The 23,876-nt window shown below is 67.2% G+C and carries 19 protein-coding genes; 6 read left to right on the top strand and 13 right to left on the bottom strand.

All coding sequences use genetic code 11. The features are described from left to right. Positions 1–35: 35 nt before the first annotated feature. From ACODS4_RS14740 to exbB, 5 genes are all read right to left on the bottom strand, one after another. On the bottom strand, positions 36–716 hold the full coding sequence (locus ACODS4_RS14740) for a Fe2+-dependent dioxygenase (RefSeq protein ID WP_488864873.1): 681 nt from the start codon (positions 714–716) through the stop codon (positions 36–38). A 119-nt stretch (positions 717–835) separates the two neighbouring features. Then, positions 836–2,974: a TonB-dependent receptor gene (locus ACODS4_RS14735; protein WP_488864871.1), complete on the bottom strand. Its 2,139-nt coding sequence runs from the start codon at positions 2,972–2,974 to the stop codon at positions 836–838. A gap of 199 nt (positions 2,975–3,173) precedes the next feature. After that, complete coding sequence (locus ACODS4_RS14730; protein ID WP_488864869.1) at positions 3,174–4,088, bottom strand: energy transducer TonB family protein; 915 nt, start codon at positions 4,086–4,088, stop codon at positions 3,174–3,176. Then, positions 4,085–4,513: a TonB system transport protein ExbD gene (gene exbD, locus ACODS4_RS14725; protein ID WP_488864867.1), complete on the bottom strand. Its 429-nt coding sequence runs from the start codon at positions 4,511–4,513 to the stop codon at positions 4,085–4,087. The genes ACODS4_RS14730 and exbD overlap by 4 nt, the downstream gene beginning before the upstream one ends. A gap of 6 nt (positions 4,514–4,519) precedes the next feature. Next, positions 4,520–5,377 (bottom strand): tonB-system energizer ExbB, encoded by an 858-nt coding sequence (gene exbB, locus ACODS4_RS14720; protein ID WP_488864865.1) that lies wholly within the window; start codon positions 5,375–5,377, stop codon positions 4,520–4,522. Positions 5,378–5,916: 539 nt separating this feature from the next. On the opposite strand from exbB, the gene prs reads away from it, so the two are divergent. Together prs and ACODS4_RS14710 are read left to right on the top strand one after the other, a co-directional pair. Next, positions 5,917–6,816 (top strand): ribose-phosphate diphosphokinase, encoded by a 900-nt coding sequence (prs, locus tag ACODS4_RS14715; RefSeq protein WP_488864863.1) that lies wholly within the window; start codon positions 5,917–5,919, stop codon positions 6,814–6,816. 236 nt (positions 6,817–7,052) lie between these two features. Further along, the gene (locus tag ACODS4_RS14710; protein WP_488864861.1) at positions 7,053–8,783 is read left to right on the top strand and encodes a methyl-accepting chemotaxis protein; all 1,731 of its coding nucleotides are present in this window, start codon (positions 7,053–7,055) and stop codon (positions 8,781–8,783) included. Positions 8,784–8,839: 56 nt separating this feature from the next. On the opposite strand, the gene thiD is transcribed toward ACODS4_RS14710, so the two are convergent. The 7 genes from thiD to ACODS4_RS14675 form a co-directional block, all read right to left on the bottom strand. Further along, the gene (gene thiD, locus ACODS4_RS14705; protein ID WP_488864994.1) at positions 8,840–9,640 is read right to left on the bottom strand and encodes a bifunctional hydroxymethylpyrimidine kinase/phosphomethylpyrimidine kinase; all 801 of its coding nucleotides are present in this window, start codon (positions 9,638–9,640) and stop codon (positions 8,840–8,842) included. Beyond that, entirely contained in the window at positions 9,640–11,013 is a 1,374-nt protein-coding gene (glmM, locus tag ACODS4_RS14700; protein WP_488864859.1) for a phosphoglucosamine mutase, read from the bottom strand. Before glmM ends, thiD begins: the two co-directional genes overlap by 1 nt. Positions 11,014–11,174: 161 nt before the next feature. Beyond that, positions 11,175–12,356 (bottom strand): dihydropteroate synthase, encoded by a 1,182-nt coding sequence (gene folP, locus ACODS4_RS14695; protein WP_488864857.1) that lies wholly within the window; start codon positions 12,354–12,356, stop codon positions 11,175–11,177. A 120-nt stretch (positions 12,357–12,476) separates the two neighbouring features. Then, on the bottom strand, positions 12,477–13,025 hold the full coding sequence (locus tag ACODS4_RS14690; protein WP_488864855.1) for a cytochrome b: 549 nt from the start codon (positions 13,023–13,025) through the stop codon (positions 12,477–12,479). Between the two features lie 203 nt (positions 13,026–13,228). Further along, entirely contained in the window at positions 13,229–13,489 is a 261-nt protein-coding gene (locus tag ACODS4_RS14685) for a hypothetical protein (protein WP_488864853.1), read from the bottom strand. Between the two features lie 102 nt (positions 13,490–13,591). Continuing rightward, complete coding sequence (locus tag ACODS4_RS14680) at positions 13,592–14,458, bottom strand: universal stress protein (RefSeq protein ID WP_488864851.1); 867 nt, start codon at positions 14,456–14,458, stop codon at positions 13,592–13,594. Between the two features lie 181 nt (positions 14,459–14,639). Continuing rightward, positions 14,640–16,199, bottom strand: coding sequence for a bifunctional aminoglycoside phosphotransferase/ATP-binding protein (locus tag ACODS4_RS14675; protein ID WP_488864849.1), 1,560 nt, complete (start codon positions 16,197–16,199; stop codon positions 14,640–14,642). A 115-nt stretch (positions 16,200–16,314) separates the two neighbouring features. On the opposite strand from ACODS4_RS14675, the gene ACODS4_RS14670 reads away from it, so the two are divergent. From ACODS4_RS14670 to ACODS4_RS14655, 4 genes are all read left to right on the top strand, one after another. After that, a complete protein-coding gene (locus ACODS4_RS14670) occupies positions 16,315–16,986 on the top strand; it encodes a hypothetical protein (protein WP_488864847.1) in 672 nt (223 codons plus the stop codon). A 141-nt stretch (positions 16,987–17,127) separates the two neighbouring features. After that, positions 17,128–17,694, top strand: coding sequence for a DUF2934 domain-containing protein (locus tag ACODS4_RS14665; protein WP_488864845.1), 567 nt, complete (start codon positions 17,128–17,130; stop codon positions 17,692–17,694). Between the two features lie 108 nt (positions 17,695–17,802). Next, on the top strand, positions 17,803–18,738 hold the full coding sequence (locus ACODS4_RS14660; protein ID WP_488864843.1) for a DMT family transporter: 936 nt from the start codon (positions 17,803–17,805) through the stop codon (positions 18,736–18,738). Positions 18,739–18,892: 154 nt separating this feature from the next. Beyond that, a complete protein-coding gene (locus ACODS4_RS14655) occupies positions 18,893–21,508 on the top strand; it encodes a TIGR02302 family protein (protein ID WP_488864841.1) in 2,616 nt (871 codons plus the stop codon). Positions 21,509–21,528: 20 nt separating this feature from the next. On the opposite strand, the gene ACODS4_RS14650 is transcribed toward ACODS4_RS14655, so the two are convergent. After that, entirely contained in the window at positions 21,529–23,802 is a 2,274-nt protein-coding gene (locus ACODS4_RS14650) for a methyl-accepting chemotaxis protein (protein WP_488864840.1), read from the bottom strand. Positions 23,803–23,876: the final 74 nt, after the last annotated feature.

The following is a 23,876-nucleotide window of genomic DNA, read 5'->3' as shown; positions in this document are numbered from 1 at the left end:
TTGCCTTTTTCAAACGGCTGCGGAGACGACGACGCTCAGGTGTCGGCCCAGTGGCGGAGCAAATTGTGGTAAAGCCCGGTCAACTGCACGACCCCGGCATGGTCGGGCAGATCGCCGTTGATCTTTTGAATGGCGGTGTCGAGGTCGAACAGCATGGTCCGCCGCCCGTCGTCGCGTACCATGCTCTGCATCCAGAAAAAGGAGCAGACCCGCGCCCCCCGCGTCACCGGACGCACCTGATGCAGACTGGTGGACGGGTAGAGCACCATGTCGCCCGCCGGAAGCTTGACCATGTGGACGCCGTAGGTGTCCTCGACGGTCAGTTCGCCGCCGTCATACTCGTCGGGGTCGGTGAAAAACAGGGTGGCCGACAAATCGGTGCGCACCCGATGCGGCGTGCCGGGAATCTGACGGATGGCGTTGTCCACATGAACGCCGAAGCTCTGCCCCCCGGCGTAGCGGTTGAACAGCGGCGGAAACACCTTCAACGGCAGAGCCGCCGCCATGAACAGCGGGTTGCGTTCCAGCGCCGCCAGAATGACGTCCCCCAATTGGCGGGCCGCCGGATGCTGCTCCGGGATCTGCATGTTGTCTTTGGTCTTGGCCGATTGATGACCGGCGGTGACGGCGCCGTCCACCCAATCGGCCCCGTCCAGGACGCGGCGCGCCTCGGCGACCTGATCGCCCGTCAGAACGTTGGGAATGTGCAGCAGCATGCGCGTCTCCTGACCTTGGCGCGGGAACGGATGGAAAAAGCGCCGGGACCGCTCCATTGCCGCAGAGCGGCCCCGACGTCGCAGTTCGGCCCACCAGGCCGCCGAACAGACTTTTGGCTTTAGAACTTCACGTTGGTGGTGAGCAGCGCGGTGCGCCCGGCGCCCGGGACCGCGTGCCCCCCGCCCGCGTGCACCCGTTCGATGTAGAATTTGTCGGTCAGGTTGTAGATGTTGACCTGCAACTCCACGCCCGGACGGATCGCGTAGGCGGCCATGGCGTCGAACACCGCGTAATTCGGGATCTTGCCCAGATTGGCGTCGGTCCAATAACGGTCGGCGACATACTGCACGCCGCCGCCGACCTTCAGATTCCACGGCAGCTCATAGGTGGACCACAGGCTGACCGTGTGCTTGGGCGTGCTGGCCAGTTCCTTGCCCTTGTTGGCGGCGGTGAAGGTCTCGACGATCTCGCTGGTCTGATAGGTGTAGCCGCCGAAGACCTGCCACTTGCTGGTCAGATGACCGGCGACGCCCAACTCGAACCCATCGACGCGGCGCAGGCCGTTCAACACCTGAACCGTGCCGCCGGGCAGGGTTTCGCGCGCGTCGGTCTTTTCGGTGCGGAACACCGCGCCGGTCAGCGACAGCGCGTCGCCCAACACGTCCCACTTGGCCCCGACCTCGTAGGTCAGGTTCTTTTCCGGCGGGGTGGTTCCGTTCGCCGCCGTCAGGGCCAAGCCCTCCGCCGACGGGTTGTAGGCGGTGGACGCGCTGGCGTAGAGGCTGGCGTTGGGAACCGGCTTGTAGACGATGGCCCCGCGCCAGCTCAGCAGATTGTCGGTGCGGGTCGGGTTCAGCGCGGCGGCGGTCGCCGTCGCGGCGATCTTGGTGTCGGTGTGGAAGCGGTCATAACGCAGGCCGCCCGCGATTTCCCACTGTTCGCCGATCTTCACCGTGTCCATGACGTAGAGCGCCGCCGTGGCGCTCTTGGTCTCGCTCTTGGCGCCCAGCGTGCGCGTGCCGCGATAGATGGCGAAGGGGTTGGGATCCGACAGGCTGGTCGTCGCGGCGGTGAAGCTGTAGGGCTGGTTGTCGTAGCTTTCCGCCGCCAACTCGACGCCCGTCACCAGCGAGTGCTTCAGCCCGCCGGTGGAGAATTTCAAGGTGACGTCGGTCTGGTTGTCCAGGCTTTTCAACGTCGTGTCGCGCGCCGTCGGCGTCCGGGTCATCGTGTTGGTGAGGGTGGAGGCGTTGCGCGGCACCGACACGTTGGAATAACGCTTGGTCTGCGACGCGCGCAGGGTGTTGCGCACGCTGACGACGTCGTTGAATTCATGCTCCAACCGGGCCGTGCCGATGTCGGTGCGGGTGTTTTCGGCGTTCAGATCCTTGAAGCCGTAATAGTTTTCCCGCCTCACGTTGGGCAGCGACGTGCCGCTCAAAACCGGAATGCCATAGTCGGGGATGTTGTCCTCGACCAGATGCATGTAGCTCAGCGTCAACTTGGTCGGGCCGCTCAGGCCAAACGTCACCGACGGGGCGAAGCCCCAGCGGTTGTTCTCCACGACATCCCGTCCGGCGACGCCCGAGGCGTGCCCCATCACGTTCAACCGCACCGCCGCGTCGACGCCATAGTCGGTCAGGGAGCGGTTGACGTCGGCGGTGACGCGCTTGGTCCGGTCGGTTCCCAGCGACACCGACCCGGCGGTGATCGCCTCCTTGCCCGCCGTCTTGGTGACGAGGTTGACGGCGCCGCCGGTCGATCCCCGGCCCGACGCGGTGGCCGACGCGCCCTTGATGACCTCGACCTGCTCCAGATTGAAGTTGTCGCGGCTGTATTGGCCCTGGTCGCGCATGCCGTCGATGAACAGATCGGTGTTGGCGGCGAAGCCCCGGATCTTCAGATTGTCGCCCTGCGGCCCGCCGCCCTCGCCCGCCGACAGGGTGATGCCCGGCACCGTGCGCAACACGTCGCGCAGCGTGGTCGCCCCCCGGTCGTCCATCACCTCGCGCGGGATCACCGTGATCGATTGCGGGGTGTCGAGCAGCGGCTCGGTCAGCTTCGGCGACGACGCGCGGTCGGCCTTGTAGTCGCCCTGAGGCTTGGCGCCCTCCACCGCGATGGCGGGCAGTTGCTGTTCGCCCGCCGACGGAGTCGCCGTCTGGGCCGAAGCCGGTTGCAAGGCGGTGCAGCTCAAGGCCAAGCCAAGCGCCGCCCCCAGCGCTGGCGACGTGGCGATGGGCCGGGACACTCTCATGGACATCAGAACGGCGGTGGACGGTGACACGGAAAATCCCCCCAAGCGAAGCAAAAGGTCATATGCGATTGCTTCTTAAAATCACTTCGACTGCGAAGCAAGTTATAAATGCGAATAATTCTTATTCGCTTAAAAAGACGGCGCCCGCGTCGGACACGACGCGGGCGCTGAAGCCGTCACCATCAGGACGCGATCCCGGCTATTTCAGGAAAAATTGAACCGGAACAACCAGTTCAATACGCTCCTGCGTCATTTCGTCGGGCGGCGGCGGCAGGGGAGAGGCCCGGCGCACCATCTCCAACGTCTCCTCGTCCAGCAACTCATGCCCGGCGCTGCGGTCGAGCTTCACGGCCAAAACCCGCCCTTCGCGGTCGATGGTGAAGCGCACCTGCGCCACGCCTTCCTGACGGCGGGCTTGCGCCGCGCGCGGGTAACGCTTGTACCGCTCCAAATGGCTCAACACCCGCCCTTGCCAGGATGGGGAAACCCGCGAGGGCGCCGTCGATGGCGCCGGAGCGGCCGCCACGGGAGCCGGAGCGGCGACCGGCGGAGCCGTCGGCTGGGTCGGCTGCGCCGCCGCCACCGGGCGCGGCGGCTTGGGTTTCTCTGGCTTTGGCTTGTCCGGCTGGGGTTTGGGCCTTTCTTTTTTCGGTTCCGGCTTGGGTTTGGGCGGATCGGGCGGCGGTTTGGGCAAAACCACCTCCGGCTCGACCATTGGCGGTGGTTCCGGCGGCGGCGGTTCCGGCGGCGGGGGCGGCTCCACGACAGGGTCCGGCGGAGGCGGCGGTTCGACGACAGGGTCGGGCGGCGGCGGCTCTGGCGGCGGTTCCACCACCGGCTCGGGCGGCGGCGGCGCGGGGGGAACCTCCGCCACCGGAATCGATTCCGGCGGCGCGACCGGAAGCGGCGCCAATTCCAACAGCACGGCTGGCGGATCGGCGGCCAAAGGCGTCAGCGGCGCATGCCACGCCACCATGGCCAGCGCCGCCGCCGCATGCGCGCCCAAAGCCAACGCGAGGCTGCCGCCCCAGCGGGCAGCGCCGATGACCGGACGCTCGACCGATTCGTTCCAAACGCCGGACCGCCAATCGTTGTGCTGAGACGCCGCCGTCATGGCGAGGGGGCCGTTTCCAGGCCGACCAGACCGACCTTCAGATAACCGGCTCCGCGCAGACTGTTCATCACCTCGGTCAACGCCCCGTAATCGACCGACTTGTCAGCGCGCAGGAACACCCGCGCCGCCTTGTCGCCGCCAGAGGCCGCGTCCAGCGCGGCGGCCAACCCCTCGCGCGTGGTCTTGACCTCGCCCAAGGACAGACTCTTGTCGGCCTGGATCGACAGGAACAGCGGTTTGTCCGGGCGCGGCGTCGGCGTCGCGGTGGAGGCGGGCAGATCGACCGGCACATCCACCGTGGCCAGGGGGGCCGCGACCATGAAAATGATGAGAAGAACCAGAACGACATCAATGAAGGGGGTGACGTTGATCTCGTGCGTTTCCGCCAGATCGTCGTCGCCCCCGGATCCCAGACGCGCGCCCATCGCCGATCACTCCGCCGCAGCCGAATTGTTGGCCGGAAGCGCCGCCCCGCGCGGCAACAGGCGACGGTCGATGTCGCGGCTCAACAGGCGCAGCACGGCGGCGGACGCGTCGGTCAATTGCGCCTTGTGACCGCCAATCGCCCGGCTGCACGCGTTGTAGACGACCACGGCGGGGATCGCCGCCACCAGCCCGATGGCGGTGGCCAGCAGCGCTTCGGCGATGCCCGGCGCGACGACCGCCAGATTGGTGGTCTGGGCGCGGGAAATGCCGATGAAACTGGTCATGATGCCCCACACCGTGCCGAACAGCCCGATGAAGGGGCCGGTCGAGCCGATGGTGGCGAGAATGCCGGTGCCGCGCGCCATCCGTCGCCCGGCCGCCGCCTCGATCCGTTCCAGACGGGAGGCCGCGCGGTCCATCAGCCCGTCGCGCGACGGCGCGTCCGCCGATTGATGGGTTTCCGCCAGAACCGCGCGGACTAGAACCGCCGCCGTCCCCTGGCTGAAGCCGACCCGCTCCGCCGCCTGCGACAGGGAGCGCGCGTCTTCCAGCATCGCCAACGCCGCGTTCGCCTTGCGCCGGGCCGAAGTCAACTCAATGATTTTGGCGATGGCGATGGTCCAGGTGGCGACGGAGGCCAAGGCCAAACCAACCATCACCGCCTGCACCACCGGGCTGGCCCCCAGGAACATGCCCCACGGCGACAGATCATGCGGCAAGGTGGCCAAAGCGGCGGTGGCGGCAGGCGACGGCGGCGGAACCGCCGCGCCGTCCTGCGCCGCCCCCGCTCCGGCGGTCAGCAGAACGGCCCATCCGGCAAAGGCCGCAGCGGCGGCGCGAGGGCGATGACGCGATGTCGGCATGACGGTTGAACTCCCCCAAAGCGCGCGCCGAAACCGCGCGCCGCAAAATCCCCACACATGTCAGGGCGACGCCCCACGCTTCTATAGTGCGAACGAGTCTTATTCGCATTATTAATCGCCCGACCCGCGCTGTTTTTTTTGCAACGCGGCATCCCGCCATGTGGGCGACGCTCGGAATTTCCCAAAGCTCCCCAGAGCTTTGGCGGAAATCAAGGCGCCCGCCAATAATGCGACTTATTTTCAATATCATGTTCTTGGGGGCAAAGCCAAGCCCCTCCCAGGGCAATCGGGTGAAGGCTTGAAATTCCTTCATTAGGAAATTCGTCACCCCCGCGAAGGCGGGGATCCAGAGTTCGCAGAGAGAATCTGACCGAAAAGCCTGGATCCCCGCCTTCGCGGGGATGACGGAAAATCCTCTATACAGGTTTATAACCCTTCACCCGATTGCCCTGGGCCCCTCCACCCGGTGATTGACGCGCCCGCGCCTCCGGCGCCAAGCTTGTTCCCCTTTTGACGCGGATTGGTTGGGGAGACGGGCCATGGCGCCCCACACGGCTGTTTACGGGTTTCCAGAATCAGCGGCCCAGGCCCAGGCGTTGGCCCAGGCGCTGGGCGTTCCCTGCCACATCGCCGAACTGCACCGTTTTCCCGACGGGGAAAGTCTGGTCCGCCTGCCTGAACCGATGGAGCGGGCCATCGTCTACCGCTCGCTCGACCAGCCCAACGACAAGCTGGTGGAGCTGACGCTCGCCGCGTCGGTGCTGCGCCGCCAGGGCGCGACGGATTTGTGTCTGGTCGCCCCCTATATGGCCTACATGCGCCAAGACATGGTGTTCAAGCCGGGGGAGCCGGTCAGCCAGACGGTGATCGGCGATTGGCTGGGCCGTTGCTTCGACCGCTTTGTCTGCGTCGAGCCGCATTTGCACCGCACGCCCTCGCTGGACGCCGTGTTCGTCGGGCGTCCAGCGACGGCGCTGAGCGGGGCCGGGCCGATTGTCGAGCGGTTGCGCGCGGACGCCGTCCCCGCCGACGCCGTCATCATCGGCCCGGATGAGGAATCCGCGCCGCTGGTCGAGGCCATCGCCGGGCCGCTGAATCTGACCGGGATTGTCGGACGCAAGGAGCGGCGGGGCGACCGCGACGTCACCGTGTCCCTGCCCACCGACGCGCCGCTGGCCGGGCGCCCGGCGGTGATCGTCGATGACGTCATCAGTTCCGGCGAAACCATCTTTTCCTGTGGGCGGATGGCGCGCGCGCTGGGCACGACGTCATTGCGGGTGTTCGGAGTTCACGCGCTGTTCAGTCAAACCGTCGCCAACCGATTCCAAGCCGAAGGCTTCGGTCGCCCATTGTCTTGCGACGGAGTGCCGCACCCAAGCAACGCTCTGCCGCTCGCGCCCCTGTTGGCCAAGGCGATTCGAGGGCATGCGGAAGCATAATTTGGTTGCGGCGATGTTTTGGCGCGGTATTTCGCATTTTAAAAAACAACATTTTATGCATTAAGGAAACAAACGATCTGCGCCGCTGAGCGTATCTTCCACAATCAACGTCATGTCTGCATACCGATTTCCCCGCATTGGCGCGCTTACGAAAACGTCGTATCAATGTCATCGTTGTAACGCGACGGTCGCCAAAGTGATGATGCAGACCGCCGTGAAATCAGGCGGATTGAAGCATGAGCGGCATGACCACCGGCCAACGGGCCGACGCGGCGTTTTTCGGGCTGACCGAAAACGAACGGACACTTCTGGAATCCATGGGACGGTTGATCGACGCGCAGCTTCCCGCCCTGTCGGAGCGGTTCTACGCGCATCTGACGCGCTGGCCGACCATGAAGACGCTGCTGGACGCTCATGGCGACCTCAACCGTCTGAAGGCCACCCAGGCCGACCATTGGCGCCGCCTGTTCCGCGACGTCGGATCGGCGGAGCATGAAGCGCGCTGCCACGCCGTCGGTCTGGCCCATCAACGCATCGGGTTGGAACCCTCCTGGTACATCGGCGCTTACGGAATCGCGCTCAGCGATCTGGTCGGCATCGTGCGCAAGGCGTTGCGCTGGCGCCCCCGCACGGCGGACGCGGCGGCGGCGGCGGTCATCCGGGCGGTGTCCTTCGACCTGGATCGCACCTTGGCCGTCTACACCCAATCGCAGACCTCGCTGCAAACCAGCAAGGCGATGGACGGCGTGGCCGCCGCCTTGATGGACCGCACGGTCGAGGCCGCCATCGCCATCAATGATTCCGCCGTCGCCAACGCCCACATGGTCGGCCAACTGCACGCCGTCGATCAGGAATCCCAGGCCATCGCCGCCGCGACGGAGGAAACCGTCACCGGCATTCAGGAAATCTGGGCGCGCAGCCGCGAGGTGGCGACGCTGGCGACGGAGGCGCAAAGCGTGACGGCGGACGGCGGGCGCACCGTCAACGACGCCGTGGACCGCATGGGGGTGATCGCCGACGCGGTGCAGGGCGCCGCGCGGCGCGTCGGCGAATTGTCCGTCGCCTCCGAACGCATCGCCGAAATCGTCTCCACCATCGAGGCCATCGCCAAACAGACCAACCTGCTGGCGCTGAACGCCACGATTGAGGCGGCCAGAGCGGGGGAGGCGGGCAAGGGCTTCGCCGTCGTCGCCAGCGAGGTGAAAAACCTGTCCAACCAGACCGCGCGGGCGACCGAGGACATCCGCCTGCGCATCGAAGGTTTGAAGACCGAAATGAGCGCCATCATCACCTCGATGGAGGATGGCACCCGCGCCGTCCAGGGTGGTCAGGAGGCGATCCGCGCGGTCAGCGAGCGCATGGCCGACATCGGCCATCACATCGACCGCACCGAACAGCGCATGTCGGACATCGCCAGCGTGCTGACCCAACAATCCGCCGCCGCGAACCAGGTGGCCGCCGGAACCGCCCGCATCGCCGAAAGCAGCGCGGCCAACAGCGCGTCGATCCTGCGCAGCGTCGAGGCGACGCGCGGCGTCGAAAGCCTGTTGGGCAACCAGTTGAAGATGCTGTTCGAGCAGGACATCCCCGGCAAGATCATCAAGATCGCCAAGGTCGATCACGTCATTTGGAAAAAACGTCTGGCCGACATGCTGGTCGGGCTGGAAACCCTGCGGGCCGACGAATTGGCCAGCCATGAAAATTGCCGGTTGGGCAAATGGTATTACGGCCCAGCCTCGTTGCCCTACCGAAACAGCCCGGATTTCGCCCGTTTGGAGGGACCGCACCGCGACGTGCACGATCATGGCAAGGCGGCGGCCAAGGCCTACGCCGACGGCGACATGGCGCGCGCCCTGAACGAAGTGACGGCGGTGGAGCGCGCTTCGGCGGAGGTCATCGCCGTTCTGGACGCGCTGGACCGGCAGGGAGCAATCGGGGCGACGCCAAGCGCCGCCGTCGCCTTCTGAACACAGCGTTGAAGACGCCCGGTCTTGATCGCCGGGCGTTTCAGAGGATGTCGGGTTCAGGGAAAGTCGCGAACCGTGTGCAGATGGTTCAACGGGCCGTGGCCATGGCCCAAGCCCGGCGCGGTCAGGATCGCGGTTTCCACATAGGCGCGGGCGCGGGCGACCGCATCGTGCGTGTTCAAGCCCTGCGCCAAACCGGCGGCGATGGCCGAGGCCAGGGTGCAGCCGGTGCCGTGGGTGTGGGGGGTGTGAACCCGCGCGCCCTCGAACACCGTTTCGCCGTCCTCGCTCAACAGCAGATCATAAAGCCGGTCGTCCTCCAGATGCCCGCCCTTCAACAGCACCGCGCGGGGGCCGAAGGTCAGGATCAGTTTGGCGGCTTGCCGCATCCCGTCCAGATCGCGGATCGGCACGTCGGTCAACGCCTCCGCCTCCGGCAGGTTGGGCGTGACGATGGCGGCCAGCGGCAACAGCCGCTTGCGCAGGGTCAACACCGCGTCCGGCTCCAGCAGAAAATGACCGCTCTTGGCGATCATCACCGGATCGACGACCAGCGGCACGTTGCCGCCCTGCGCCTCATACTCCGCCGCCACCGCTTCGATCACGGCGGCGTTGGCCAACATGCCGATCTTCACCGCGTCGGCGCCGATGTCCTCCAACACCACCTTCATCTGAAGCGCGACGAAAGCCGGATCGATCGGCAGCACGCCGAAAACGCCCTTGGTGTTCTGCGCCGTCAGCGCGGCGATGGCGGTGGCGGCGTAGGCCCCCAACGCGCTGACCGTCTTGATGTCCGCCTGGATGCCGGCGCCGCCGCCCGAATCCGATCCGGCGACGATCAGAACGCGACCTTTCATCATGCGGCTCCCGCTGCGGAGGTTTCGGCGCTGACCCGGATGGAGTCCGCGATGTCGGCGACCACCTGAAGGACCAAGGCCTCGTCGTCGCCCTCGGCCATCACGCGGATCAAGGGTTCAGTGCCCGATTTGCGGATCAGCAGACGCCCGCTGTCGGCCAGACGGGCTTCGCCGTCGCGGATGGCCTCTTGCACCGTCTTGTCGTCCAGCGGCTTGGAGCCGGGGGAAAAGCGCACGTTGGTCAGCTTCTGCGGCACCGGGGCGAAGACGCGGCACAGCTCGCTGGCTGGGCGACCGTTCGACTGGATCAGCACCGCCAGCACCTGAAGCGCGGCGATCAACCCGTCGCCGGTCGTCGAGTAATCGGACAGCACGACATGGCCCGATTGCTCGCCGCCGACGTTGTAGCCACGCTCCCGCATCATCTCGACGACGTAACGGTCGCCGACCGGCGTGCGCGCCAGATGCAGGCCAAGGCCGGTGAGGTGCCGCTCCATGCCGAGATTCGACATGACCGTCGCCACCACCCCGCCGCCGCGCAGCGTCTGCGCCGCCGCCCAGGACGACGCGATCAGCGTCATCAACTGGTCGCCGTCAATCGGGCGCCCGGCCTCGTCCACCATAATCAGGCGGTCGGCGTCGCCGTCGAGCGCGATGCCCAGATCGGCGGCGTGGAAAATCACCTGCTCTTGCAGGCTTTGCGTGGCGGTGGCGCCGCAGCCCTTGTTGATGTTGGTGCCGTCGGGACTGACGCCAATCGGAATGACCTCCGCCCCCAACTCGTACAGCACCTTGGGCGCGACGCGGTAGGCGGCGCCGTTGGCGCAGTCGATGACGATCTTCAGCCCGTCCAACCGCAGGCCGCGCGGGAAGGTGTTCTTCACATATTCGATGTAGCGCCCGGTCGCGTCCTCCATCCGGCTGGCGCGGCCCAAATCGGGCGATCCGGCCAGATCGGGGGCGAAGGGCTGGCCCATCCGGGTTTCGATGGCGATCTCCACCTCGTCCGACAGTTTGTAGCCGTCGGGACCGAACAGCTTGATGCCGTTGTCCTGATAGGGGTTGTGCGAGGCCGAGATCACCACGCCCATGTCGGCGCGCAACGACCGCGTCAGCATGGCCACCGCCGGGGTCGGCAGCGGCCCGACCAGCACGACGTCCATGCCCATCGAGATGAAACCGGCGGTCAAGGCTGGTTCCAGCATATAGCCGGACAGGCGCGTGTCCTTGCCGATCACCACCCGGTGGCGGTGGTTGCCCCGACGGAACTGCAACGCCGTCGCCATCGCCACCCGCAACGCCGTTTCGGCGGTCATCGGATCGACGTTGGCCGTGCCGCGAATGCCATCGGTGCCGAACAGGTGTCGCGTCATGGAAAAAACCTCGCGAAGAAACGTGACGTCCTCGCCCTGCCAGCCCGCGCAAGCGGCGATGACGGAGCGATGACGCTGCTTCTTGGCCCTTCGCCGCCCCTGCGGTCAAGCCTCGTGACAAAGGCGTCAGGGCAACCCCTTATGGATCGCGGCGATCCGCCTCAAACCGGATGCAAGGCTTCCCACACGGCGCGGGCTTGCGCGGTTTCGGCGACGTCGTGGACGCGCAGCATCTGCGCCCCCTGGTTGAGCGAGTCGAGACCAGCGGCCAGCGACCCGGCCAACCGCGCCCGTGGCGGCTCGCCGCGCGACAGTTGCCCGATGAAGCTCTTGCGCGACAGCGCGATCAGCAGCGGGCAGCCCAGCGCGTGGTACAGCGCGGCGTGGCGTAAAATATCGACATTGTGCGCCGCCGTCTTGCCGAAACCGATGCCGGGATCGACCGCGATCTTGTCCAGCGCCACCCCGGCGGCGACGCAGGCCGCCACCCGCGCCTCCAGCCAATCGAACACGTCGAGCGCGGCGTCGCGGTATTGCGGGTCGCTTTGCATGGTGCCGGGTTCGCCCTGCATGTGCATCAGCACCACCGGCGTGGCCGATTTAGCCACCACCGGCAAGGCCAGCGGATCGGCGAGGCCCGCAACGTCGTTGATGAGGCGCGCGCCCGCGCCGATGGACGCCGCCATGACGCGGGCGTGGCGGGTGTCCACCGACACGGCCACGCCCTTGGCGGCGAAATGGCGGATCACCGGCAGGACGCGCGCCTCCTCCACATCGGGGGGGACGGGGGCCGCGCCGGGCCGGGTGGATTCGCCGCCGATGTCGAGGATGTCGGCCCCCGCCGCCACCAGCGCCTCGCCATGGGCGATGGCGGCGGCGGGGTCGAGGAAGTCGCCGCCGTCGGAAAAGCTGTCGGGCGTGACGTTGACGATGCCCATCAGGCGCGGTCGGCTCAGATCGACCCCGGCGAAGGCCGGACGGGCGCGGGTCAGCGCGCCAAGCTGGCGGTCCAGCGTTTCAGCCACGCTCCGCGACCGCTCCCACCCCCAGGCGAGGATTTCCGACAGGGGGGCGAAGGCGCGCTCGATCCGATCCGCGCCGTCGGGGCGGTCGAGCTGTCGGACGATCAACTCAGCGGTCGCGAAGGAAAAACGCCCGCCCGCCAACGGCACCGCCGCGCCCTTGGCCCAAGCGGCCAGCGGCGTCAGCCCAACCGGGCGCAGATAGACCCGCACCCCCTCCTCCCCCGCCCACGGGCAGAAGGCGGCGAGCGACCCGCAGGATGACTTGGCGGCGGGTTTGGCGGCTGGGCTTTTGCTGGCGGGCGAAGAAACGGGCGGCATCGGGCAGGCCTCGCGACAAGGGGCGTCGCCTCGTTCCTGGCACGGCAAGGGGCCTGCGCGCAAGCCGCAAGCCCCTCATCACGATCATGCCCACGCCGTTGTCGCGGACGAAACCTCGGATCACGCGTCGGCGTTGGATCCCGGCAGCATCCGCGTCAGCACGTCGTCGCGGCGTACATAGTGATGCCACAGCGCCGCCGCCGCGTGCAGACCGGCCAGCGCCAGAATCAGGTTGGCGGCAAGCTCGTGCAACTCCTTGACCGTGCGGCCAAGCTCGCGATCCGGCGCGAAGGGGGCCGGGATGGTGAACAGGCCGAAGAAGGTCAGCGTGTCGCCGCGCAGCCATGTCAGAACGACGCCGATGACCGGAATGGCGATCAGCAAGGCGTACAGGCCAAGATGGGCGAGTTGGGCCAGCCTCTGCTCATGCACCGTCATGGACGACGGCAGATTGGGCGCGCCGCGCGTCAGGCGCACGCCAAGGCGCGCCACGACGGCCCCAGCCAGCAGAAGCCCGAAGGAGATGTGGAGCCACCAGACCATCGCGCGCTCTGGAGTGCCGCGCGGGTAGAGATCCTCGGCGAAGGTGATGCCGTAGAGACCGATGACCAGCAAAAAGATCAGCCAATGCAGCCCCTTTTGCGACGGGCTGTAGGAGGATGTCGCCATGGAAGGCTCCAGGTTGGGCGATGGCGCGTCGCGTTGGGCGCGCGCCAACAATCAGAACAGAAAGGCGGGATCACCTCCCCGCCGTGACAGGAACAGGACCCTAGAACCTCTTTCCTGAACCCGCGCTGAACGGCCCGACCGGCGACGGCTTCCCCGTCTTCACCTTTGACCGAGGAAGCCGTCCCACCTCATTGCGGCCCACCTCATTGCGGGCTGTGCGCGACGACGAAGTCGCGCAGAACCACCACCAATTCCTCGGCGTGGCGGTCATGTCCGTGGGCGCGGGCGTCGGCGATGTCGTCCGCCAGAATCTCGGCGATCCGCATGGTCCCATCGGGGCTATGGGCCAGACAACAGCCCATTTCCGCCGCGATGATCTCCGGCACATGCTCGTGTTCGGCGATGGCGTCGACCTCAGCCTCGGTCAAGTCGCTCAAGCCGATGCAGTCTATGATCGTCAACATGGCGCGTTCCTCCCAGAACGGTCGGACGCCGGTCGCGTCGGAACCATCGACCGTCGGGGAGGGCGCTCCCGCCAAACAAGCGACGGGAGCGTCGCGCGCCGATCAGTGGGTCATCAGCACCGGCAACCCGGCGTGATTGAGCACGTAACGAGTGACGCCGCCCAGGATCATTTCCCGCATCCGACTGTGCCCGTACCCCCCCATGACAAGAAGGTCGGCTTTCAGTTCCACGGCTTTTTCAACAACCGCCTCTCCGACGGGTTTCGATCCGGGCTGCAACAATGTCAGCGCGGGATTGATCCCCTGCCAAGCTAGATATTCGGCAATGCGACGCCCTGCCGCAGCCTCCGTCGCCGAAGTTTCAGCGGTCAGCACCATCACCTGATCGGCGCTGCGCAGGAAGGGCAAGGCGGCGGACACGGCGCGCGCCGATTCAATCTTGCCGTTCCAGGCGACGGCCACATGACGCCCGACGCCGTCGGGCAGAGTCTTCGGCACGATCAGCAACGGACGCCCGGCGCTCAGCAGCGCGGTTTCCATGGTGGCGTAACCCTGGGTGTCGGCGTCCAGCGTGGTTTGAGCGAAGACGATCAGATCGGCCAGACGGCCTTCCAGCGGCACGACGTCTTCCACCCGGCCAACGACGTCGCGCCAAGCGGCGGACGGCGCCTCGATCCCGTTGGGGGCGTCGCGCAGTTCGACGCCCGCCTCCGACACGGCGGCGTCGAAGACGCGGCGGGCGGCGGCGCGGTGGGTGTTCGACTCGCCCTCCGCCGCGCGCATGATTTCATCCACCATGGCGCCCGACATGCCTTCGCCCAGCATCGGCACCGCGTCGCGCGGGTCGAGCGTCACGAACAGGCCGACGACATGGGCGTCGAAGTCGCGGGCGACCGACAGGGCGGCCTTCATCGCCACCGCGTCGTTGTCGTTGCCGCCAAGCGGAACCAGAATGGTTTTGTACGTCATGAGCATCCTCCCAAGCCGGATCGAGCGGCCCTCTCGGACGGCGGAGGTTGGATTTGCCGGGGAACCGGCCAAACGCAGCCCCAACCGTCATTCTTCGGACACGCGCGCGTGGCTGACGACACGACCGGCGACTGGGCCGACCGCAGGACCAAGGCCAGCGGCGCGCCGCCCGTCTGGGAAATTACGCCAACCTTTTCAGCGCCTCGGCAAGCACATCCGACGCAACCCTGCCCGTGTCCAGACGCGTCCAGCGCAGAGCGCCCAAATCGTAGTTTTCCTGCCGTTTCACCACATCCGCCGTCGCGTCGGAGGCGTCGTTGCGGCGATTGGTCACACGTTGGGCGCGCAGGTCGAGCGGCGCGTCAAGCCACAACCCATCGAACCGCGCCCCCGCCGCTGCGGCCACGGTCTCGAACAACGCCCGTTCGTCGGGGCGGGCGCACACCGCGTCGATCACCACCGCCTGCCCGGCGGACAAAGCCAACCGCGCCCGCTCCGCCAACCCGCCATACACCCGCGCGGTGAGATCCGGGCCGTAGGCGTCCGACGGCAGACGGTTGGTTTCGGCCACCCCGCACAGGCGTTTGCGCAGAACGTCGCTGCGCAGAACCAGCGCCCCCGGCGCGCCCCCCAAATCCGGGGCCACCCCACGGGCCAGCCGCGACTTGCCGCTGCCCGACAACCCGCCGACCGCCACCAGCCGGGGCGGCGGCGGCTCCAACGCGGCGATGGCGTGATCCAGATACCGGCGGGCTTCGGCTTGAACCGCCGCGTCGGGAGCCAGTTCGTCCGCCGCCGCCAGCACCTTCGCCCGGATCGCCGCGCGGGCGGACAGGAACAGCGGCAAGGTCGCCACCCCGCCGACGTCGCCGGTTTCCTCGACGTAACGGTTCAGAACGGCGTTGCCCAACGGGCGCAGACCGCGATGATCCAGATCCATCAGCAGAAAAGCGAGGTCGTAAAAGACGTCGGTGACGGCCAGCGATTCGTCGAACTCGATGGCGTCGAACAGGGTCGGCGCGTCGTCCAGCAGCACGATGTTGCGCAAATGAAGATCGCCATGGCAATGCCGGACGAAGCCGTCGCGCCGCCGATCCTCCAACACAGCCCGCAACCGGTCGAGCGCCGCCGCCGAACCTTCGCTCAACCGCGCCACCCGGTCGGCGGGAAACAAGGCGGGAAAGCTGCGCAGCGCGTCGATGTTGCCATCGACCACCGCGCGCATCCCCGCCAGACCGCCGCCGTCGCGCCGAGGCTCCGCCGCCGCGTGAAAGGCGGCGATCCGTTCGGCCAAGGCCCGCATGAGGGATGGCGTCAAGGCCTGTCGTTCGGCCATCCGGTCGAACAGCGCCTCGTCGGGGAAGCGCCGCATCGTCACCACCCAATCGACGGCCTCGCCCCCGGCGTCCGTCGCGGTTTCCCGCCCGTCCGACAGCGGGGCCAGACGCAACCCGCCATCCAACCCACGCGCGATCGCTTGAACCCCCAAATACAGGGACGGCGCGGCCCGGCGGTTGATCGCCAGTTCGGCCAGACAGGCGACCCGGCGCTTCTCCGCCGTCGCGTAATCCAAATAGGGATAACGCACGGCCCGCTTCAGCTTGTAAGCGCGCCCGCCCACCAGGAAGACCAAGGCGGCGTGGGTGTCCACCCGCGTCACGACGGCCCCGCCGTGATTGCGCGAGTCGTTCAAAAAGGCGATCGCTTCCTGCGGCTGCGGCGCGGCGTGGTCCGTTTCCATGACGCTCACACTAGCAGTTTCGCCGTCCGTTCGTCCCTACCACTTTCGAGCTTGAATTGTGGCGACGGACAACGACATTCTGGGTTGCAGCGCCGCTTCGTCGGAAGGTCCGCCCGTGAACCGTCCGTCCGCCTTCCAAAACAAACAACCTCCCTGGGCTTGCCTGGGCGGCGCGGCGATGGTTTTGGCCCTGTTTTGCGTCCTGCTCGCCCCCGCCAGCGCCGCCCCGGTCAGCCGGGACTTGGCGGGCGCGCCGTCCAACCGCCTGGAGCATTGGACGCTTGGCGACTTGGCTTACGGCCTGCCCCCCCTCGACGCCCAGTCCGATGACCGCAAACTGAGCGACAGCCGCCTGTCCAGCCTGAACAACAAGATGCGCCTTGGCGGCTCGCCGATGCCAGGCGTTGAGGCCTATGCGGTCATCCGCCCGTGGATCGGGCTGGGCGGCGATGGCGGCGGACGGGCGCTGACCAGCGGCGGCCCTGGCTCCAGCGGCGCGGGTGGGGTGATGGGCGGCGTTCTCATCGACGTGCCGCTTGGGTCGTTCATCTTCACCCCCAGCTTCGGCGCCAGCCTTGGACCGACCAATCTGCCGCGCGCCCAACGCGACGCGGGCGCCACGACGGAGTTCCGCTCGCAATTGGAACTGGGTTACGTCTTCGACAACAAGTCGCGCTTCAGTCTTGGCTACAGCCGAATCGCCACCGATGGCAACGCTGTCGATTCGGCCACCGCGCCGAACAATGTGTTCGGCTTTTATTACCGTTTGCCTTTCGGCGGACCATGAACAGACCCGAACAGGGGGCGCTCCGGCGAATATGCCGCAGTCGATTCAGAGCGCAACCGTCAGCCGCACATATTCCTTAACCACATCTTAATCATGGTTCGTTCTATTGACCGTGGAATGAACGCTCCTGGGGAAACACCAATGGCCACCAAGCGCAAGACCGCCGCCTCCGCTCCCGCCGCCACCGTCGCCGAAGCTCTCGCCAACTCCGGCGTTCCCGCCAACGCGGGCGTCGAAACCGTGATTGAAACCGGCGCGGACGTCGTTCTGCGCACCAACTTCGCCGTCGTCGAACAGGACAGCATCGCCCTGCTCCACGCCGCCAGCCTGCTGTTGGAGGCCGAAGGCCCCGAAAACGTCAGCACCGCGCTCGACCACAATCTGAAGCTCTGGATCGCCATCAAGACGGTTCTGGTCAACGACGCCTGCACGCTGGAGCCGGACGTGAAGGCCAACCTGCGCAATCTGGCGCAGTATGTCGTCTCCACCACGATGGAAGCGACCGAAGGCGCGATTGAAGAGCGGCGTCTGGTCTCGCTCGCCCGCATCAACATGAGCATCTCCGAAGGGCTGCTGCGCGGTCAGCAGAACAAGATCGTTCAGGAACGCGCCTATGAAATCTGGGAAGCCGAAGGCCGCCCCGAAGGACAGGAGCAAGCCCATTGGCTGCGCGCCGAAGCCGAGATCACCGGCCTTCTGAAAGGCTGAGCAAACACAAGTCCATAAGGCCGCAGGGCCGCCATTCCGCCCGCACATGCCCGCCCGCGTCGCGACACCGTGACGCGGGCGGCTTTGCTTTGGTAGGGTCGATGGATCGTGACTCCCCCCGGCCCAACGTCCGTCCCGCATGTCCGGGTGGACAACACCCCGCTCGGCATCGCATCGATGTTCGGCTCGGTGTTCCTGTTTTCGATCATGAACGTGCTGGCGAAGCTCCTGATGGACCGCTTCTCCGTGACCGAAGTCACGTTCTTCCGCAGCCTGTTCGCGTTGGTCCCGGTCTGCCTCGCCATCCAGCTCAGCGGCGGGTTCCGAACCACGCTGCGAACGGCGCGCCCCATCGGGCATCTCACCCGCTCGCTGATTGGGCTGACGACCATGATCGCCATGTTCTGGTCTTTTCATCTGCTGCCGCTGGGCGACGCCATCGCCTTGAACTTCGCCGCGCCGCTGTTCTTGACCGCGCTGTCGGTGCCGATGCTGAACGAAAAGGTCGGCATCCACCGCTGGAGCGCCGTTCTGGTCGGATTTTCCGGCGTGCTCATCATCGCCAAGCCCAGCGGCGATTTGCTCAACATCGGCGTTTTGGTGGCGTTGATCGGCGCCTTTTGCAACGCCACAGCGATGATTACCATCCGTCAGCTCAGCAAGACCGAGGCGTCCAACACCATCGTCTTTTACTTCACCCTGCTGACCACGGTTCTGCTGGGTCTGGCCCTGCCCTTTTCCTGGACGACGCCCAGCCTGACCGAATGGGCGATGCTGACCGCCATGGGCCTGTTGGGCGGCAGCGCGCAACTGCTGATGACGCGGGCCTATTCGCTGGCCCCCGCCGCCGTGGTCGCGCCGCTGACCTACAGCTCGTTGTTGATCGCCGTTCTGTTCGGTTGGCTGCTGTGGGGCGACGTGCCGACCGCCGCCATGGGGCTGGGCGCCGCCGTGGTGATGATGAGCGGCCTCTACATCCTGCACCGCGAAACCCGGCGCAACGCCACGCCCTCGCGCCCGCCCCCGGCGGGATCGGATGACTGATTTTTCGGTGATTGGCGCCAGCCTCGCCGCGCCTTGCGCCACACTGTCGCCATGACGGGCTGATGTGCTGTAGCATCGCCTTGGCGACGCCCTCACGCCGCCGCCCGTTGGGCGACGGATTGCGGCGCGTGGGCCGGGTTGGAGAAATGCCGGGATGACGCAGAACGACCAGCCGACCGCCTTGGCGGACCAGACCACCCCCAGCGACGCCTCCCCGCCGGTCGAGCCGCGCGCGCGTCTGTGGCAAGCTGGGGCCGCCCTGCTGTGGGAGGCGCTGGGTCCGGCGCTGTGGGCGCCGCTGACCCTTGTGGGCGGCTTTCTGGCGTTGGCGCTGTTCAACCCGCTGCCCAGCCTGCCGGGCTGGCTGCACGCGCTCCTGCTTGTCCTTTTGTTGGGCGCCGTCATCGTCACCGCCGCGCGCGGCCTCCGCCGCCTTGCCCTGCCCAGCAAGGCCGAGGCGCTGCGCCGGTTGGAGCGCGACAGCGACCTGCCGCACCGCCCGCTCTCCACCCTGCGCGACCGTCCCGCCGGGGAGGATCCCATGGCCATAGCCCTGTGGCGGCTGCACCAGGAGCGCGTCCGCGCCGCTCTCGGTCGCTTGCGGGTGTCGTGGCCGCGCTCCCTCGTGCCGTCGCGCGACCCCTTTGCCCTGCGCGCCCTGGTCATTCTGCTGCTGGTGGTCGCCGGGGGCGTCGGCTGGGGCGACTGGCGCCCCCGTTTGACGGCCGCTTTGTCGCCCCATTTTGACGGTGGAAACGGCGGCGTCGGCCCGGCGCTCGACCTCTGGATCACACCGCCCGATTACACCAACCTGCCGCCGGTGTTTTTGAAGACCGGCGCGGGGAACAGCGACGTCGCCACGACGGGACAGCCCCTGCCGGTCCCGACCGGCAGTCTGGTGATGGCCCGCGTCAGCGGCGGCGACGCTCCGCCGGTTCTGGAATTGGCCAACCACGCCACGCCTTTTGAAACCGTGGACGCCGCCGCCTTTCAGATTCAGCGCCCGATCACCGGCGGAACCCGCATCGCCGTGCTTCAGAACGGGCGGACTTTGGGAAGCTGGACGGTGCGCGTCGTCCCCGACCTGCCGCCGCAGATCGCCCACGCCACCCCCCCGACGGCGGGCGAACGCGGGGCGCTGCGCCTGGATTACGCCGCCCGCGACGATTACGGTCTGGTCGAGGTGAAGGCCCGCATCCGCCCGATTTCCGATGGCCAGACCAGCGACGTCGCCGACGGCGCGCCGTTGGACCTGCCGCTCCCCTTGCCCGGCCTGCATCCGAAAGAGGCGCGCAACAGCGGCTTTCACGATCTGACCGCCCATCCCTGGGCTGGGTTGCCGGTGGCGGTGCGGTTGATCGCCACCGACGGCGCCGGGCAAACCGGCCAGTCGGACGAGTCGCCCCTCATTCTGCCCGAACGGGACTTCCATCATCCCGTCGCCCGCGCGATCATCGAACAGCGGAAGATCCTGACCCGTCGCCCGCAAGCGGCCCGCGCCGAGGTCGCCCGCGCGCTGGCTGAGATTTCAGCGCGCCCCAGCCAATACGCCCATGATCTGGTCGCCTTTCTCGCCCTGCGCGCCGCCGTCGCCCGGTTGATGCTGGACCGCGTTGACGTCGCCGCCGTTCCCGCCGTGCAAGCGCTGTTGTGGGAAACCGCTTTGCGGGTCGAGGATGGCGGGCTGTCCCTGGCGGAACGCGACCTGCGCGAGGCCGAACGTCGCCTGTCCGAAGCGCTCGACAAGGGAGCCAGCGACGCCGACCTCAACCAGTTGATGGACGAGTTGCAGGCCGCGCTTGACGCGTTCATGAACGCCATGGAGCAGCGGATGATGGAAGCGCTGCAACGCGGCGAGCCGATTCCGACCATCCCCCCCGAACTGGCCGACCGCATGACCGACCGCAACGATCTTCAGCAAATGCTGGACCGCATGCGGGAGATGGCGCAGACCGGCTCCCGCGACGCCGCCCGGCAAATGCTGTCGGAGTTGCAAAAAATATTGGAAGGCATGCAATCGGGCGCGATGGCCCCGCAGGGCCAGCCGAACGGCCAAAATGACTCCTGGCGCATGATGCAGGAGCTGCAAGCCCTCAGCCAGCAGCAGCAACAACTTCTCGACCAGAGTTTTCGCCAGTCGCAGGACGCCTTGAACCAGCCCCCGCAGCAGCCCGGCCAACAAGGACCGCGCGGACGCCAACAGCCGGGCCGCAACAGCCCCGGCGGCAAGCCCGGCGAGATGACCGGCAGCCCGACGCTGCAAAAACAGGCCGAACAGCAGGAGGCGCTGCGCCGTCAGTTGGGCGAACTGATGCGCCGGATGGGCGAGCAATCCGGCGGCGAGATCCCCCGCCCGCTGGGCAACGCCGAACGCGCCATGCGCGACGCCGCCCAAGCGTTGCAGCAAGGCTCCCCCGCCGCCGCCGTGCCCTCGCAAACCCAGGCCATGGACGCGCTGCAACAGGGCCTGCAAAGCATGGCGGAGCAATTGGCCAACCAGATGGCCCGACAGGGGCAGGGCGGCCCGGCCATGATGGGTCAATCGGGCCAGTCTGGTCAGCCGCAGCCCCGACCGGGTCGGGGCCGCGACCCGCTGGGCCGTCGCCCATCCGGCATGGGCGCCCAGGACGCCAACGACGTCAAGATCCCCGAACAGTCAGAGCTTCAGCGCGCCCGCGAAATCCTCGACGAGTTGCGCCGCCGCTCCGGGCAATACAGCCGCCCGCAGCCGGAACGCGACTACATCGACCGGCTGCTGAAGCGGTTCTGATCCTCCTTGCCGTTTGACGATCACGCCGCCCGACGGATCGGGGACAGACCGGCGGTCAGGCGGCGAAACGCCTCGCGGTAGGCGTCGGCGTCCGTCGGGCTGAGTTGGAAGCGCACATGCGCCTCCTCCCCATTTTGGCTGAGCGTCGCGAAGGGCAACGCCAGCGGCACGCCGTCCAGACGCAACACCCCTTCGCTCAACGGCGTTTCGGTCGACTCCAGCCTCAGCGTGGCCCCGCCTTCCGACAGATTCAGCGCATGGGCGGAACGCGAAGCGCCGGCGCCCTCGATCCGGGCGGCGATCTGGACGGCGAAACGCGGCTGGCGGCGGCGGTCCACGTCCTCGGTCGCCGTGCGCACCACCCGCACCAACGTGCCGCGCAGCGTGTCGATGCTGCCCGACACGCTGGCCGCAACCTCGCGAACGGTGGACGCGTGCCGTCCGGTGGCGTCGGCCTCGGTCGAAACCTCGGCGATGCGGCGCGACACCTCCTGCACGGCGACGGAGGTTTCCTGCACGTTGCGGGCGATTTCCTGGGTGGCCGAGGATTGCTCCTCCATCGCGGCGGCGATGGCGGCGGACACCTGGTCAATTTCGGAAATCGAACGCCCGATGTTGTCCACCGCCGTCACCGTGCCGATCGTCACCGCCTGGATCTCGGCGATGCGTCGGCCAATGTCCTTGGTGGCGCCCGCCGTCTGGTTGGCGAGGTTTTTGACCTCGCTCGCCACCACGGCGAACCCCTTCCCCGCCTCCCCCGCCCGCGCGGCTTCGATGGTGGCGTTGAGCGCCAGCAGATTGGTCTGTTGGGCGATGCTCTGAATCAGCACCGCGACCTCGCCGATCTGTTCGACGGCGGCGGACAGGGAGCGCACCGATTCTTGCGTCGTCCGCCCCTGCTCCGCCGCGCGTTGCGACACGTCGCTGGCTTGGGCGACCTGCGACGAGATTTCGCGAATCGACGCGCTCAACTGCTCGGTGGCGGCGGCGACGGTTTGCGCGTTGCTCAGGGCCTGCTCCGCCGCCACGGCGACGCTTTGCGAATCGGCGCTGACATGCGCCGCCGAAACCGCCATCGCCGCCGCGCTTTCGTCCATTCGGCGGGTCTGTTCGGCCACCCGGTTGACCGCCGTGCGGCTTTCCCCCTCGACCGTGGACGCCATGCTTTCCAACGCGGCCAATTTGGCGGCTTCGGCCTTGGCCTGCTCCTCCTCCTGAAACGCGCGAAGACGCAGGGTTTCCAGACCATTGTCGCGGAACACGCCGACGGCGCGGGCCATCGCCCCGACCTCGTCGCCCCGATCCTGATCGGGCACGAGGCTGCCGTAATCGCCCTGCGCCATCACCCCCATCAGCGTGGTCAAACGCCGCACCGGAACGGTGATCGACCGGCCAATCAGATAGCCGCCCAACGACAGCGCCGCCAACAGCCCGACCACCGACGCCATCAACAGGGTGTGAACCTCGTCTTGCGTCGCCAACACCGCGTCACGGTCCCGGTCGGCGGCGACGAAGGCGGCGGTTTCGGCCGCAAGGGCGCGCGTCGCGGCGGCGTCGAACTTGGCGTCGCTGTCGGCCCGCGCCGCCGCCAACGCGTCCGTGCCGTCGGCGAAGGCGTTGACGGCGGTGACGTAATCCCCCAGCAACCCCGTCACCTCCTCTTTCAGGCGGTCGAGAAGCGGGGCGGTCTTCAGGATCTCCTGCATCTCTTTGCGGCGTTCGGCGATCTGCCCCATGTAACGGGCGCGTTCGCCGCGCAGCATGTAATCCTTTTCGTGCCGCCGCATTTGCAGCAGCAGCACCATCATCTGGTTGACCACCTCCAACCGCGTGCCAATGGAGTCGGCCCGGATCTCGTCAAACCGCTTTTCCACCGTGCGCACAGCGGTGCGCAGGCGCAATTGCAGCCCATGATTTTCGGTGACGCCCAATGTTTCGGCCCGCTCCCGAATCGTCGCGGTGGTCGCCAGATAGGCCATGACCGAAGGCGAGAGGTCGGCGTTGTTCAGCGCGGCGACATCGGCGGCGACGCGGCTCCGCAGAGCGTCGAGCCGCTCTTGAGAGTCAGCGGTGCGGACCAGAACGTAACGGTCCAGCGCCTGCTTGTGCGCCAGAATTCCCCGCCCAACGCTTTGCGCCAACCGCGCGTCTTGCTGGCTGCGCCGCGCCGACAGCAAATCCCGCTCGGTTCGTTGAAAGGCCAGTTGATTGGCCAACAGCAACGCGAGCAGCCCAACCGCCATCAAAGCCTGCAAAGCGATCAGCCGCGCCGTGATCGACAGCTTAACTCTCATAGCGACATTCCCCGCGCCAAAGACAATCCAAATCAGAAAACAAGGAATCTTCTGTGTTTCAGTTTTGTGAAACT

The organism is Azospirillum sp. FG154, from assembly GCF_057809575.1.
Note: the sequence above shows the minus strand (reverse complement) of the source record. Positions and strands in the feature narration are given on the sequence as shown.

Excerpts from the sequence above, each read along its gene's own strand:
- ACODS4_RS14735 (WP_488864871.1), bottom strand. The coding sequence starts at position 2,974 with ATGAGAGTGTCCCGGCCCATCGCCACGTCGCCAGCGCTGGGGGCGGCG.
- ACODS4_RS14655 (WP_488864841.1), top strand. The coding sequence starts at position 18,893 with ATGACGCAGAACGACCAGCCGACCGCCTTGGCGGACCAGACCACCCCC.
- prs (WP_488864863.1), top strand. The coding sequence starts at position 5,917 with ATGGCGCCCCACACGGCTGTTTACGGGTTTCCAGAATCAGCGGCCCAG.
- exbB (WP_488864865.1), bottom strand. The coding sequence starts at position 5,377 with ATGCCGACATCGCGTCATCGCCCTCGCGCCGCCGCTGCGGCCTTTGCC.
- folP (WP_488864857.1), bottom strand. The coding sequence starts at position 12,356 with ATGCCGCCCGTTTCTTCGCCCGCCAGCAAAAGCCCAGCCGCCAAACCC.
- thiD (WP_488864994.1), bottom strand. The coding sequence starts at position 9,640 with ATGAAAGGTCGCGTTCTGATCGTCGCCGGATCGGATTCGGGCGGCGGC.
- ACODS4_RS14730 (WP_488864869.1), bottom strand. The coding sequence starts at position 4,088 with ATGACGGCGGCGTCTCAGCACAACGATTGGCGGTCCGGCGTTTGGAAC.
- exbD (WP_488864867.1), bottom strand. The coding sequence starts at position 4,513 with ATGGGCGCGCGTCTGGGATCCGGGGGCGACGACGATCTGGCGGAAACG.
- ACODS4_RS14685 (WP_488864853.1), bottom strand. The coding sequence starts at position 13,489 with ATGTTGACGATCATAGACTGCATCGGCTTGAGCGACTTGACCGAGGCT.
- ACODS4_RS14665 (WP_488864845.1), top strand. The coding sequence starts at position 17,128 with ATGGCCACCAAGCGCAAGACCGCCGCCTCCGCTCCCGCCGCCACCGTC.
- ACODS4_RS14710 (WP_488864861.1), top strand. The coding sequence starts at position 7,053 with ATGAGCGGCATGACCACCGGCCAACGGGCCGACGCGGCGTTTTTCGGG.
- ACODS4_RS14650 (WP_488864840.1), bottom strand. The coding sequence starts at position 23,802 with ATGAGAGTTAAGCTGTCGATCACGGCGCGGCTGATCGCTTTGCAGGCT.
- ACODS4_RS14675 (WP_488864849.1), bottom strand. The coding sequence starts at position 16,199 with ATGGAAACGGACCACGCCGCGCCGCAGCCGCAGGAAGCGATCGCCTTT.
- ACODS4_RS14680 (WP_488864851.1), bottom strand. The coding sequence starts at position 14,458 with ATGACGTACAAAACCATTCTGGTTCCGCTTGGCGGCAACGACAACGAC.
- ACODS4_RS14740 (WP_488864873.1), bottom strand. The coding sequence starts at position 716 with ATGCTGCTGCACATTCCCAACGTTCTGACGGGCGATCAGGTCGCCGAG.
- glmM (WP_488864859.1), bottom strand. The coding sequence starts at position 11,013 with ATGACGCGACACCTGTTCGGCACCGATGGCATTCGCGGCACGGCCAAC.
- ACODS4_RS14690 (WP_488864855.1), bottom strand. The coding sequence starts at position 13,025 with ATGGCGACATCCTCCTACAGCCCGTCGCAAAAGGGGCTGCATTGGCTG.